Origin of the sequence: Achromobacter pulmonis, assembly GCF_902859765.1 — a bacterium.
Taxonomy (GTDB): domain Bacteria; phylum Pseudomonadota; class Gammaproteobacteria; order Burkholderiales; family Burkholderiaceae_B; genus Achromobacter; species Achromobacter pulmonis.
Window position 1 is genome coordinate 1 of record NZ_CADIJV010000022.1, and the last position, 14,415, is coordinate 14,415.

Consider the following 14,415-nt stretch of genomic DNA (forward strand, 5'->3'; position numbering starts at 1 on the left):
GGCGGGCACGTTGCTGCCCTGATGCAACTCGGTCAGGGACCCGTCGCTGTTGCGTATCCACGCGCGACCGGTGATTTCAGTGACGACTGCGGGGGAGGAGTTGGCCATGTTTATTTCCGATTCAGGGAGAAGCCCCAAGGGCTCGCGGCGAAAACGCTGCCGCACAGTGATGCGGTTGAAAAGACTGTGTCAAAAGGCGTATGGGGTTCGTCCATGCCTGGAACAGGCGTCCTGACTCCCACCAGACGAACGCTAGGTGAATAAGTTGTGCGCGGCCAGGAACATGATGAGCTCGTGATCATTGGAAGTCCCCAGCTTGCGCATGGCCGACACTTTCTGCGCGCTGATGGTCTTGACGCTGCGCTGCTGCTTTTTGGCGATCTGGCTGACGCTCAACCCGGAGAACAGTTCCCGCAGCACCTCCAACTCTTTCCGCGTCAAGTTGCTGAGGACGTCGACACTGGCGTCCTGGTCTTGCACCTGAACACCGGGTTGGGGGGCCGAGCGCTGGACGGCTTGCAGGGTTCTGTCGATCGATCCGCTCAGGTCGTCAAGACTGCCCGTCTTCACAAGCACGGCCGATACGCCCAATTTGTATAGGCTCGCCGCGATTGATGCCGATGAAATCACGGTAAGAACGACGATCCCGATCTCGGGAAAAGTCCTTCTCAGATAGGCGATCATCCGCAGACCGTCGGCCAATCGCCCAGAGCCCGGCATGTTGTAGTCGGTAATGACGACATCCGGTCGAACCTCGGATATCAGGTCGACCAATTCATCCGACGAGCGCGCCTCCCCCAGGATCTGGTAGTTCGGAAATCGCGAGAGGGCGTAACGAACGCCGGCGGTCGCGATCGGATGATCGTCGGCGAGTACGATGGTTGCGCTTTTCATTGATGTCCCCCGGATATCACGATCTTTCGATCACGACGTCTTCTCCTGCAACCGATCGAGCATCGTCTCCAGCATGCCGACGGCGGCATATACGCGCTCGATGTCTTTCTCGTCTAGAGGTATTCCTGTCTCCAGCCGCTCTTCCAGTTCCTGCCAGCTCAACGCCATCTTTTCCTGGCCCGCCATCACCAGACCGCCACGTATCCGATGCACAGCAGCCTGCAGGCCGGTCTCGCCCGCCGCATCCAAACAGTGGTGAATAACCTTCAGGTCAGCCTCCATGGCGGATTGGAAGATTCCATGCAGGAAACGCGGCATTTCCTCGTCGATATAGCGGGGCCCGGGGGCGTCCAAGGGCGCAACCCGCGCCGCCTTGGCGCCACGAGGCAGCCGGGCCACGACGGTATGCAATAGACATTCCTGCAAAGTTCGAAGCGATATGGGTTTGACCAGCCAAGCGTCGACCCCCGAATACTCGGCCGCGCGTCCCAGATGCACCTGGGCGTTGGCGGTGACGCATATGATCGGTTTGTCCATTCCCTCCTGACGAAGGCGGCCGATCAGCTCCGGGCCGCCCAGGCCTGGCATGTTGACATCTGTCAGGAGCACGTCGAATTTGTCCGCGTCCCAGGCCTTGAGCGCGCTGACGCCGTCGCCACGGATCACAACCGAACAGCCCAGCGACTTGAGCTGCCGCCTCAACACCTCTCTGTTGATGGGGCTGTCTTCGGCGAGCAGTACCCGCAACCCCGTGCTCCTCAGAAGCTGGGTCGGTAATGAAGGCGCATCCATCAAGCTGGGCTGCGCGCCGGCTACCGCGGTTCCTGGCGAAGGGCGGCTCTCCTGCCTATCATCCATCACCATCGACAACGCCTGCGCCAGCGCCGCGAGAGAGAGACTGCACACGCAGACCACATCGGCCAGCCATTGCGGTTGCAAAGGCCCGCGCTCCGTCGCGACGATTTGCCGGCCCGACCAATGCAACGGCGTCATCAACTCGGGCGATACGTTCAAGAGCACCCTCTCCTGCCCCTGCGTCGCTTCGAAGTCCTCGCCGTCGCACTGCACGCCCCAACGTTCCAGCCATTGACGGTAATGGCGCCTGAGTTCCACCGTGGGCGCGCGAACGACCACGCTCACCTTTGGCGGCTCGAATGCAGGGGCCACCGCGATGCTGTCATCGACCCTGGGCAACTCCAGGCTGACCGAGAAAGTGCTGCCATCGCCCAGCTTGCTGGCCACCTCCATGCCGCCGCCCATCAGGTCAACCAGGCTTTTGCAGATCGCCAGGCCCAGGCCGGTTCCACAAGCCATGCCCGGCTCGGCGCGCACTTGGAAAAAAGGCTCGAACAGCCGCGCCTGATCCTGGCTCGATATACCGATGCCGCTATCGGAAACCCGCCAGATCAACTTCGTACGGCCGGCGGCTTCCGCTTCCGCATCCAGACTGATCCGGACGCGGCCGATCTCGGTAAATTTGATGGCATTGCTGAGCAGATTGTTCAGCACTTGGCGGACACGATCGGCATCTCCGAACACCGTTCGTGGCACGTCAGGACTGATGACGCAATGCAGCGAAAGCGCCTTGTTGACCGCCGTCGCGGTATAGCCCTGCGCGACCATTTCGGTCAGTTCGACGGGCGAAAACGCGGCTTCGTCCAGCTCGATGACGCCGGACTCGATCTTCGACATATCCAGGACGTCGCCGATGATCCGCAGCAAGATGCCGGCCGAGCGTTGCGTGGTGTCCAGATACCCCTTCTGCTCGGGGGAAAGACGCGTCTCGGACAGCAGTTCCAGCGTGCCCAGCACGCCGTACAGCGGCGTGCGGATCTCATGGCTCATCATTGCCAGGAATGCGGATTTCGCGGCACTTGACTGATCAGCCAACCGCTTCTCCCATTCCAGGGACTCCTGGGCCTTGACGTGCGCGCTGATGTCCGAGAGCGTACACAGAAGCACGTCATGGTCCTCGTAGCGAGCATGGGCAAAGCAGCCAGAGAAATGGCGATTCCCGATGCGCAACGCGACGGTCTGCATGCCCGTCCCCTTCGCCCCGTAGCTAGCTACCCAGTTGCGCGCCAGATGCTGCACATTATCGTCGTCGCCCAACCATGCTTTGGCAAGTGCGTTCACCTTCAAGGGCTTGCCCGTCCGGCGATCCACCACACACATGGCGACCTGCGCGACTTCGATGACCCCCCGGGCGAATTCCTCGCTTTCGATGGTGCGCCGCCGTTGCTCGACCGCGGGCAAGTAATGGCGCTTGAAGTACCACCATGAAAACAGATAGACCGCCATGCAGCCGACCGCCAGGAACAGGCTCAGCACGACCAGCTGCGGATATAGCTCGCGCAATATATTCAAGTAAGAGAGCTGGTATTTTATTTTCCAGCCGTCTTTGCTCGTAAATTCGACGATGCAGGAATCCCGCAAGAATCCGATGCCCGCCAAAAGCGGACGGGCTTGCGGAATGTTCGTGGTCAGCAACTCCCCCTCGGGCGAGTAAACCTCGTAAGACGACGGCATATGCCCGTGACCGCCTACGACATGGGGAAACTGCGGCATATCGTTGAAACTCAAGGACGCCGAGACCCACCAATCACCTTGCACAAAAGAGCGCTTCTCGTTGACTTTGGCAAATGCAATCAACCCCTGGCGCTCGCCCTCGCCGCCAAGCCCACTCCAGAAAACCACCTGGTTCGCGTTCTTTCGTCTCGAACGCATGATCTGGGCCAGTTTGTCGTCGGCATAGGCACAAGCACGCCGCGAGCTTGGCGCATCGCCGATGAAAGGCAAGTCGCAGCCGAAAGCCGTGCGCCTGCCTTCCTTCAAGTCGAGCAGATTTATCGGCAACCGGTCGACCTCGAACCTGGTCAGGCGTGAGAGGAGGCGGACCAGAACCAAGCTCGACAACGCGGAGACCGCCTCAGCTTCATCGAGATCGCTCTCCTCGCTACCCAATGACCGGAAAGTCAATTGGTAGGACAAACCCGTCACCACATTAGTGACGGAATATGCTTGCAGCGCGGAATCGATCTGGTGGCGCTGACGCGCCAGCTTCAATGGGTACATCGTCAGCGGAAGATGATCGAATTCCTCGATATCCGCAGCCCAGAGGAGCGCATCCTGCAAGGCAAGAATGTCGCCCATAATGTATTGAAAATGCTGCTGCATTTCCTCTTTTTCGATGCTGACTTCCCTATCGATCGTCCAATAGAAAAGTGCCATCGTCACGGCAATGAGGCAGGCAGCCAGTAGCGCCAAGCTCTGCACCCAGCGATTCGTAAAGGTCGACATGAGTTATTGAAGCGGGCCACTGACGAGCGGCAGCGCCCTCTCCTGAAGTAAAAGAAATAACCGGAATTGAAACCAGCGAAACCTAGGGTGCGCGCCTCATCGAGACACCGAGGGCGCTGGCAGCGCGGTCAGTGCCTTATGGACCACCGGCACCCGGCAACCATCGTCGAGAAAGCCCCGGCGCAAGCGATGGCTCATCAATTCACGGTCCATCGCCTCGGCAACATAAGTGCCTTGCACGGCGGTACAGTCCAGGCGCCGCAACACCGCCAGCTGCTCGGCGGTCTCGACCCCTTCGGCAACGATGACGATTCCCAACCTTCGGCCGAGAGCAATGGCGCTTTCAAGAATCGCCTTTACCTTGTCGTCACTCACACAGCCCTGTATCAGGGATCGATCTATTTTCAATTCGGTGAAGGGCACCGACAGCAAGTTATAAATCGAGCTATATCCCTGGCCAAAATCGTCCTGCGCCAGCTTGAATCCCATCATCCGCAAGCGGCAAGCGCCTGCGTGAAAATCGCTCAGGTTGCTGGTGGTGGTACCTTCGGTCAGTTCGAAACAGATGCTCTGGGATCGCCCACCGGCCGCATGAACCATGGCCAAAAGCCGATCCGGCAACGATCGATCATCCAGCAAATGGGTCGGCAGGTTTATCGAAACGGGTACCGAATACCCCTGCAGCAGCCACGCATTCTGCGCCTGAACCGAAACCTGAATGATGCGGCTCAAGAGATTCTCGTCAAGTCCATGCAGGCTCACCCACGGCAGGAACTCGCCCGGTAACAGCACCGCACCATCATCCTGCACCCATCTTGCCAGCGCCTCGACGCCACAGATGGAATTGTCGATCAAAGCCAGCTTCGGCTGAAACCAGGCCTGGATCTGCCCGTTCTCGAGCGCGTTCAGCAAGGAGTATTTATCCTTGCGGGCGTCGCCATTGCCGGACGCCTGACGACTGTGAGGATATTGAAGCTGCCGCAGCATGTTGTCGACATCCCCTGCCGACAGCGGCTTACAGACCTGCCCGATGACACGCACCCCCAGCAGCTTGGCCACGAGACAGGCACTGGCCAGCAATCTCTTGGGCGATGCGCTGACCAAGGCAACGGCAGGAGGATGCCGGAACTCGGCCAGGCTCTGTATCAATTGCACGCCGTCCACGCCGGCCATCATCAGGTCGGTGACAACCAGATCAAAGCGGCGCACCCTCAATTTCCGCAGCGCGTCCCAACCATTGGCCGCGGTATCGACGTGACCGGCGCTCGCTTCGCGCGCCAGGTGTGCCATATATTCGCGCTGAAACGCGTGATCATCGACGATAAGTATGTTCAACGAAGACATTGATTTTGACGATCATCGCATTACGAGGACTATCGGAAACTATTGAGGAATATGTCGGCGCCCCCACCCAAACGTTCGGGTCGCAGTGGGATTAGTCTAAGTGAAGAAATTACAGATTTGTTTCAGACAAATCTCAAATGTCAGCCACGTCGGCCGCGTGTCCTGCGGCCCGGCACTTCGGCGCACACAATGCGCTGGCAACGCTACCACGCCCATGCAACGCAAAGCGGCGACTTTTCATTTATTGACGTTGTTCGGCGCTGCAGTCTGACGCCGGCGCCGGAAAGTGTTGCGTGGCCCCATCGATTGGGTCATCCATGCAGGCCGGCTCGCGACCTCCCGCGATATTCGGTGCGGTCCCGCATCGATTTTAGATTCGTCTTATTTTTTTTACCTTTGCGCATTGATACGCTGTCTCCATTAGCACTGGAACCGCCGCGGCCTCACCACCGAATCCGATCTGGTCACCGATGATCGCGGCGCTGCCCGCCATCCGCTCGCCAACGTGAGCCCGAGATGCGCAGGCCGTCGGTGCTGCAAGCAGCCGGTCACGCCGCGTTTCGCAAACCTCTCCTCGCATTGACCCGAACGCAATGTTCGCGGGCCATCAGGTCTTCTGGCGACCCGCGCTTCCCTCTTCTACCCGCGCCCCCCCTTCCCGACGGAGACCACACCGTGAAAGCGCATTTCCCCCTTCGCCGCAGCCGACGCCAGAACGCTTTCGCGCCCCTGCGCCTGCTTGGGCGCGACGCGGACCGCCACCGGACCCGCTACCTGCTGGCGTTGTCGTTCCTGGCCAGCCTCGCCACGGAGCGCGCCCATGCCGCGAATGCGTGCGGCCCCGCCTCCGCGGCGCCCCACTATCTCGTGCAGTGCAACGACATCACCCTGAACCCCTACGCGAGCGGCATCAGTTACAACATGGCAGAGGGCTTGGACCTGCGTATCGGTCCAGGAACCACGATCGTACCCGCCCCCGATACCTTGATCTATGGCGTCGCGGCTTCTACCTCCGGCACCCAGGACATATCGGTCACCTTGGCGCGCGGCGCCCGCATCCGGACCGAGGGCATGGACGCGGCCGGCATTCTGGCAACCGGCGCAGGCAATGTGTCCGTCGTGTCGGCCGGCGCCATCGTCACTCGCGATGCCACGCCGCCCACATTCGATTCCAGCGGTCCCTACGGCATCGTTGCCGACAGCGACGGCGATGCCGGTTCGCTGCGTATACGGCTGCTGACGACCGCATCCGTGTTGACCGACGGCGAGGCCGGGGCGGCCGTCTATGCGATCAACGATTCCACCGGCGCCGCCACGGTGGACGTCAGCGGGTCGATCGAAACCCTGGGCCTGAATTCCGACGGCGTGTTGCTTTTCAACCGCAACAATGCCAACAACGCGCCGGCCTCCGTCACGCTTTCGCCCTTGGCGCGCGTCAGGACGCGCGCAAACCAATCGAATGGCGCATGGATCCTGAACTACGGCACGGGCACCACTTTTCTGGCGTCCAGCGGCGTGGTGCAGACCTCCGGCGACTCATCCAACGGCTTTCACCTGCAAGCCAGCGCCGGCAATGCCTCTGTCATGCACCTCGAACTGGGCAACGGCGCGCGAGTGATCACCGAAGGCGATACCGCCGTCGGCGTCGCGCTGTCGCATGAAGGCACGGGCGACATCCGGGTTCATCTGGATCGAGACACCGCGCTTCTCACTTCCGGCATGCTTTCACACGGCCTGAACGCGGAAGGAAACGGCGCTGTGTTGCTGAGTCAACGCGCGGACTCGACTGTCACGACGTCCGGCGCGCAAGCCATCGGCGTGCTGTTGATAGGCGGCCCTTCGGTCAATGCGGCCGTGGGCGGAACGGTCCGCGCGCAGGGTCGGCACGCCACCGGCGTCGCCCTGCTGGCCCGGGCCGGCGGGGTCCATCTGGCGGTGGCGCCCGGGGCATCGATCGAAGGAGGCTGGCAGGCCGATGTGGCCGGCAGAGATGCGCCGCTCGGCCAGCCCAGTGCCGGCGTCATCCTGGGCGGCGCGACCGCGAGCACTCTGGAGAACGCCGGCGCCATCGGCGCCCAATCCGACCGGGCCATCTTCGACGAGGGCCGCATTGATGGCAAGGCGGGCTACCTGTCTGTCCTGAACACGGGGCGACTGACGGGCTTTGTCGAACTTGCCGCCGACGGGAGCAACCGGTTTACCAATGCACCGGGAGGGGTTTGGGAGGTGCGCCATTTCGCCGACACCGACGGCAACGGCGTACGCGACACCCATCGCGTGGCCATCTCCGACTTCGGCGCGCCGACCAGCCGCTTCGATAACGCCCCGGGTGCAACGGTACGGCTGGCGCCCGTGGCGCCCGCCCTGGTGAAGGATACCGCCGGCTATTACGTGCCAGGCAGCCAACCGGCCGCGGCGCGCGTCGATACGCCGCAGCCGCCGTCGGTTCGTCCAGGTGTTGCCCAAGGCCAGTTTGTCAACCTTGGCGCCTTCGTGCACGCCGGTGTCCTGGATCTGCGCGGCGCCACGGCCGGCAACTCGCTGGTCATGACGTCCCGGCCCACGGCAAACGGCCCGGCGGGCACCGGCATGTTCGTGTCCGAGGGCGGCACACTGCTCGTCAATGCGGCCTTTGGCGCGGAGGGCAGTACCGGCGTCGCGGACGTGCTGGCGGTGGATGGAACTCGGCGGGGCCAGGCGGCAACGACCATCGTGGTCGACCGTCGGGAAGGGCCCGGCATGGCGACTGCCGACAACGGCATTCTGGTCGTCGACGTGCGCAACCCCGCCGCGTCGGACGCTAACGCCTTCACACTGCAAGGCGACTACGTGCGTGAAGGCCGGCCATTCATCATTCGCGGCGCCCGCGCCTACGGGCTCTATTTCAACGGGGTCGGTCAAGCCGATCGCGACGGCCGCTGGTATCTGCGCGACACAGCGGTGGCGCCTACCGTGCCCGTGTATTCGAGCTATCCATTGGCGCTGCAGGCATTGATCGACCTGCCCACGCTGCGGCAACGAGCGAGCCAAGGCGGCGCTCCCTGGCCGGACGCCGCCAACTCGGCGGCACGGCCGGATTTCAATTCGCACCCGACCGCCAACGGCTCGGTATGGATGCGGACCAAGGCAGGCCACGCCAGGCAACAGCTCGATCTCTCAAATGGCAAAGCGACCGCCGATGCCGATCTGTACGTGCTGCAAGTGGGGCGGGACTGGACGCTGTCAAGCACACCACGAAACCTGGTGCAGGGTGGCTTGAATCTCCAGTATGGTCACGTCAGCAGCCAAGTCCGCTCCCCCGAGGGAAGCGGCCGTGTGCGTGCCTCCGGCTACGGCGCCGGGGCAACACTGACCTGGTACTCCGCGCGAGGCTTCTATACCGACTTGCAGGCGCAGCTTGTCAGAACCGAAGGCGACATCCATTCCGCGACGACGGGCTCGCCGCTCATCAAGAACAACCGAGGGCTGGGCCACGCCGCGAGCATCGAGGCAGGGATGCCGCTCGCGCTGACGCCGCATTGGCGCATCACGCCGCAGGCACAGTTGCTGTACTCGAAAATCCGTTTCGACCCGTTCACCGATCCTTACGGCGCCAGGGTGGCCAGCACCCAGGGCAAGGACACGCGGCTGCGGCTCGGTCTGGACCTGGCGTATCGACCGGACGGCTCAGACACGCACTCGCCGCAGCGCGGCCTGGCCTATCACGGCGGGCTGAATCTGTACCGGACGCTGCGCGGTTCCAAGACTGTCGGGATCACCAATGAACAGTTTTCCTCCGCCGTGGAACGCACCTTGGCGGGCCTGGACATCGGCGCCCATTACACACGCGACGACCGCATCTCGGCCTATGCTGAAATCTCGGCGCAAACCGGCTTGGATCGCCCTGGCGCGAACTATGCATTGAGCGGGCGGCTCGGGCTGCGAATGCTATGGTGAAGGCACAAGCTTCGCATTCCGGGCCGTCCAAGCGCACCGACTGCAAGCCGTAGCCCGCCGCATCGAACAGCCCCGGCATCACCGCCACGAAATCGCCCGTCTGCACCAAGCGGGCTCGATGGCGCCCAAAAGCAAAGGGCCGAATCCAATGTTTCAAAGGATTCGGCCCCGCACTCTACCCAATTGCTCACATTCCAGCGAGCACGTGGGCTACTAAATCGTCTTGATCATCGTCGCAGTCGGGCCTTTTTGCCCCTGGCCGGCAACGAATGACACTCGCTGGTTCTCTTCAAGAGATTTGTGACCATCACCCTGAATCTCAGAGTAATGCGCGAAGAGGTCTTTGCCACCCAGCTCCGGCATGATAAAGCCGAAGCCCTTGTCGTTGTTGAACCACTTCACAATACCAGTTTCAATTTTCAATGTAAGTCCTTGATGTTCAGGGAAAAGTACTCCCAGGGGCACTATGGACCCTTCCTCAGCATAAAGATACCGCTGTTACGCAAAGACACATTCATCGCCACGGACGGCATGCCGCGGCACGATGGGCCCGACACCCTGCACGACCTCGACGCCGCCCATGCCCTAGGCGAGACGCCACCCAGCCGACTCATCACGTTTGTCGTGGAAGTAGTCCCACTCCGCTCCACATTCGGAGCAGACAAACGCCTCATGGCTCGCGCCGCTGCGGGCGGTGGCAAGACTGCGGACATAGCCAAGGCTGATCAGCCCGGCGTGCCCCTCGGCACCCCGCTTGTGCTGAATGATCCCGCAGCAGTCCGCGCACAGCGACATGTCTCCGCCTTTCAATTTTCTTTCAGCAGAGATCCTACAAAATGAAACCTAGGTTGAGGCTCACGAATCCTCACCCGGTCATCTGCCCGCGCACGCGCGGCCGGATAGGCCTTTGGGACCGTCCGGCAACCCTTGTCGAAGCGTCACCGCGCCGCGGGCCCCATCATTTCAAGAAACCCGTGGAAATCCACGGCACCGCGGCCACGATCACGATCCCGACCGCAATCGAGCAAAGATAGCCCGCAATAGGCCGGATGCCGGCTTCAGGGGCGACTCGGCCAATTGCGCATGCCGCGTAATAGCCCACGCCGAAGGGGGGCGCGAAGAGGCCTATACCCATGGACAGGATGACGACCATCGCGTAGTGCACTTCGTGGATACCCATCTGGTGCGCGATCGGAAACAGCAGCGGGCCGAACAGCACGATGGCCGGAATCCCCTCCAGCACGCTGCCCAGCACCACGAAGGCGACGATGGACACGGCCATGAAGGTGGTCGCGCCGCCGGGCAACCCTCCCATGACGCCAGCCAGTTGCGTGGAGAATCCCGATTGGGTCAGCGCCCAGGCCATGCTGGTGGCGGTGCCGATGATCAGCAGTATGGCGCCGGACAGGCAGGCCGTGTCGACCAGCATCGGCAACAGGCGTTTGGGGTCGAAGCAGCGGTAGATCAATAGCCCCACCAGCGTGGCGTAGACGATGCCGATGGTGGAGACTTCGGTCGCGGTGGCGATCCCTTCGATCACAGCGGCGCGGATCACGAAGGGGAGCGCCAGCGCAGGCAAGGCCACCCACAGCGCGTGGGCAATCTGGCGGCCGGTGGCTTTGCGGACGCCGCTGAGATCTTCCCGGCGATTGCGCCACCAGACGACGAGACAGAGCATCACGCCCAGCACCAGGCCCGGCAGCAGGCCGCCGGTGAACAGCGCCGTGATCGACACGCCCGTGACCGACCCTATGGTGATCAGCACCAGGCTGGGCGGCACGGTTTCGGTTTGAGCGCCGGTGGCGGACAGCAGTGCGACCAGATTGCCTTCGTCGGCGCCGCGCTTGCGCATCTCGGGAAACAGCACGGGTGCGACCGCTGCCATGTCGGCCGCCTTGGCGCCGGATATGCCGGACACCACACACATGGCACCAATCAGCACGTAGGAAAGGCCGCCGCGGACATGGCCCAGCAAGCTTGCCAGAAAGGCCACCATGCGTTGCGCCATTCCCGTCATTTCGATCAGCACGCCCAGGAAGACGAAAAGCGGCACGGCCAACAGGATCAGGTGGGACATGCCTTCATCCATGCGCCCCACCACGACCATCATGGGCAGGTCGGTGGTCAGCGACAGGTACCCGAAGGTGGCCAGTCCGAAGGCAAAGGCAATCGGCACGCCCGCGAACACGGTGGCGGCGACCACGCCGACGAAGAAGATCAGCAGGTTCAAATTGCCCAGGCCGGCCAGCACGGGCTGCAGCGCGGCCATGGCGGCCACCACGCCGCCCACCAGCAATATCGCCAACCCGGTGGTGCGCCACTGCGCCTTTTCGACCAGGCGCAGCAACGCAATCAGCAGCATCAGTGCGCAGCCCACGGGCAGTGCCGCCGCTCGCCAGGCGTTGGGGATTTCCATGGCGGCGGTCGTGACGTAGCGCTCTTCGGAGGCGTATTCAAAGCCGGGGGCTTGCAGCATCAGCAGGAACGCCAGCGCGGCGGCGATGGATACCATGTCCAGCACTGCCCGGGTAGAGGGCGATGCCTTGTTGACCAGCGCAGCCATGCGCATGTGTTCGCCGCGGCGGAACGCGACCACCGCGCCCAGCATGGCCAGCCACAGGAACAGGATGGAGGCCAGTTCGTCGGACCAGACCAGCGGCGTGTGCAGCACATAGCGCGCGACGACGCCCGAGAACAGAATGACGATCTCGGCGACCACCAGGATGGCCGCCGGGATTTCGACCAGGTGTCCCAGCATGCGGTCCAGCGCGGCGGCCCAAGGCCGGCTGACTGCCGCGGGCGCCCCCGCGTCGGTCAACACGTCCCCGACGTGGGTCATTGCCACTCTCATGACAGGCTCCCGACGGATTGCTCCAGCAGGCCCCAGGCCTTTTCGCCGTACTTTTCTTTCCAACCGCTATAGAAGCCGGCCTTGCGCAGGACCGCGCGGATGGGTTCCGGCTCTGGCGTATTGAACGCCAGTCCTTGTTCCGCCAGCTTGGTTTGCAGCTGGTTGTTCAGCGCCAGAACGTCGGCGCGTTCAGCCATGCCGGCCGCATTGATGTGTTTGGCGACGACTTCACGGATGTCGGCGGGCAGCTTTTCCCAGGCGCGGCGGTTGCCAAGGAACCAAAAGCCATCCCACATGTGGTTGGTCATCGAGCAGTACTTCTGCACTTCGTAGATCTTGGCGGTCTGAATGATGGCCAGGGGATTCTCCTGGGCGTCCACCACACGGGTCTGCAGCGCGGAATAGGTTTCGTTGAAGTTGATGCTGGCGGGCGAGGAACCCAGGGCCTTGAACATCGAAGTCCAGAGCGGGCTGACGGGCACGCGGATTTTCAGGTCGCGGAAGTCGTCCGGGCCGTTGATGGCGCGGTTGCTGGTCGTAATCTGCCGAAAGCCGTTGTCCCAAATATGGTCCATGACGAACAGGCCCTTGCCGTTGATTTCCTTGCGGATGTGCGCGCCCAGGTCGCCATCCATCGCCTTCCAGACGCTGGCGTAGTCGGGAAACGCAAAGCCGACGCCGCTGATGGAGGCGGTGGGCACCAGGGTCGACAGGATCAGGCCCGACAGCGTGAAGAACTCGACAGCGCCGGCGCGCAGCTGGCTCAGGGTGTCGGTGTCGGATCCCAGCTGACTGCTGGGGAACACGGCCAGCTCGAAGCGCCCGCCGGTGTCCCTGAGGATGTTCTGCGCGGCCTCGGTGGCGCGCAGGTTCATCGGATGCGAGGGCGGCAGGTTGTTGGCGTACTTGTAGCGGAACTGTGGCGCCGCCAGCGTCCGTTGGAACGGCGCCAGGGCCAGCAACGCGCCGCCTCCCGCGGCGCGCATGAGGTTGCGTCGAGTCGTGTTCATGCTGTCTCCTTGGTTATGAGATCCGGCCGCCATCGAGGACGGCCGGATAAAGCGCCTTGCCAGGCCTATTGCTTTATCTTTGCATGCGGTCCATTATATGGACCATATCAATACCCTTAAATTTATTTAATCACACTGATTCACTAGCGTAAATCAATAAAACTGGTGCAGAATGAAAAAACAAAATCAATCACATGGTCCACTAAATGGACCTGATAATGAAACAGGCGGAGATGTGACGGAGACCTCATCCCAGGTCGGAGGCGCTCAGGCGATTTCCCGCGCCATGCTGGTGCTGCGCGCGGTGTCGCGCACCCGCGGCGAAGGCGCGGGCCTGTTGGCGTTGACGCGCGACACGGGCATGAGCAAGCCCACCGTGCACCGCCTGCTGGCCGCCCTGGCCGCCGAGGGCATGGTCGAGCAGGACCCGGCCAATCGCCGCTACTTCCTCGGCCCCGAATGCCATGTGCTGGGCAACATCGCCAGCGAGCGTTTCGGCATCAACCGCCTGGCCGCGCCGGTGGTGGCGCGGCTGGCGCACGAATGCGGCGATTCCGCCTTTTTCTCGCTGCGCCGCGATGTGTTCGCGGTCTGCGTGTTGCGCGAGGACGGCGACTACCCACTCAAGACCCATGTGCTGCTGCCGGGCGACCGCCACCCGCTGGGCATCGGCGCCGGCAGCCTCGCCATCCTGGCGGCGCTGCCCGATGACGAGGTCGAGGCCTGCCTGCAGGCCAATGCCGCCCTGATCGAGCGGCGCTATCCGCATTATTCGGTGCCGCTGATCCGCACGCTGGTCGACGAGGTGCGCGAGCAGGGCTACGCCGTGAACCGCGGCCTGGTGGTGCCCGGTTCGTGGGGCATCGGCATGCCGCTGCGCGACGAGCAAGGCCATGTGCTGGGCGCGCTCAGCATCGCTGCGGTCGAATCGCGCATGGACGAGGAAAGACAGTTCCAGCTGGCCAAGCTGTTGTCACGCGAGGCCAAACGCCTGCTCGCGCAGGCCAACCCGGCAGGCCGCGAGGCGCGGGCGCGCCCGCCGGCCGCCAAGCCCCGGTCCTGATCCGCCAAGCCGGCAGG

The 14,415-nt window shown here is 62.7% G+C and carries 9 protein-coding genes; 3 read left to right on the plus strand and 6 right to left on the minus strand.

The genetic code is table 11. The features are described from left to right. Positions 1-252: 252 nt before the first annotated feature. From HV701_RS17665 to HV701_RS17675, 3 genes are all read right to left on the minus strand, one after another. Complete coding sequence (locus HV701_RS17665; RefSeq protein ID WP_175134329.1) at positions 253-894, minus strand: response regulator; 642 nt, start codon at positions 892-894, stop codon at positions 253-255. A 30-nt stretch (positions 895-924) separates the two neighbouring features. Further along, positions 925-4,194 carry a hybrid sensor histidine kinase/response regulator gene (locus tag HV701_RS17670; RefSeq protein WP_175134330.1) on the minus strand — a complete coding sequence of 1,090 codons (3,270 nt, stop codon included), beginning with the start codon at positions 4,192-4,194 and terminating at the stop codon, positions 925-927. Positions 4,195-4,290: 96 nt separating this feature from the next. Then, on the minus strand, positions 4,291-5,538 hold the full coding sequence (locus tag HV701_RS17675; protein ID WP_175134331.1) for an EAL domain-containing response regulator: 1,248 nt from the start codon (positions 5,536-5,538) through the stop codon (positions 4,291-4,293). A gap of 675 nt (positions 5,539-6,213) precedes the next feature. On the opposite strand from HV701_RS17675, the gene HV701_RS17680 reads away from it, so the two are divergent. After that, positions 6,214-9,474, plus strand: a complete 3,261-nt coding sequence (locus HV701_RS17680; RefSeq protein ID WP_175134332.1) for an autotransporter family protein — start codon at positions 6,214-6,216, stop codon at positions 9,472-9,474. 213 nt (positions 9,475-9,687) lie between these two features. Here the strand turns inward: HV701_RS17680 and HV701_RS17685 are convergent, their stop codons facing one another. Continuing rightward, the gene (locus HV701_RS17685) at positions 9,688-9,840 is read right to left on the minus strand and encodes a cold shock domain-containing protein (protein ID WP_236757002.1); all 153 of its coding nucleotides are present in this window, start codon (positions 9,838-9,840) and stop codon (positions 9,688-9,690) included. Here HV701_RS17685 and HV701_RS26820 point away from each other — a divergent pair. Next, positions 9,775-10,314: a hypothetical protein gene (locus tag HV701_RS26820; RefSeq protein ID WP_236757102.1), complete on the plus strand. Its 540-nt coding sequence runs from the start codon at positions 9,775-9,777 to the stop codon at positions 10,312-10,314. The two genes, HV701_RS17685 and HV701_RS26820, sit on opposite strands and share 66 nt — an antisense overlap. Before the next feature lie 118 nt (positions 10,315-10,432). Here the strand turns inward: HV701_RS26820 and HV701_RS17690 are convergent, their stop codons facing one another. Together HV701_RS17690 and HV701_RS17695 are read right to left on the minus strand one after the other, a co-directional pair. Then, positions 10,433-12,313: a TRAP transporter large permease gene (locus tag HV701_RS17690; RefSeq protein ID WP_254595197.1), complete on the minus strand. Its 1,881-nt coding sequence runs from the start codon at positions 12,311-12,313 to the stop codon at positions 10,433-10,435. Positions 12,314-12,321: 8 nt separating this feature from the next. Further along, a complete protein-coding gene (locus HV701_RS17695; protein ID WP_175134334.1) occupies positions 12,322-13,335 on the minus strand; it encodes a TRAP transporter substrate-binding protein in 1,014 nt (337 codons plus the stop codon). Between the two features lie 235 nt (positions 13,336-13,570). On the opposite strand from HV701_RS17695, the gene HV701_RS17700 reads away from it, so the two are divergent. After that, positions 13,571-14,398 (plus strand): IclR family transcriptional regulator, encoded by an 828-nt coding sequence (locus HV701_RS17700; protein WP_236756048.1) that lies wholly within the window; start codon positions 13,571-13,573, stop codon positions 14,396-14,398. Positions 14,399-14,415 lie beyond the last annotated feature (17 nt).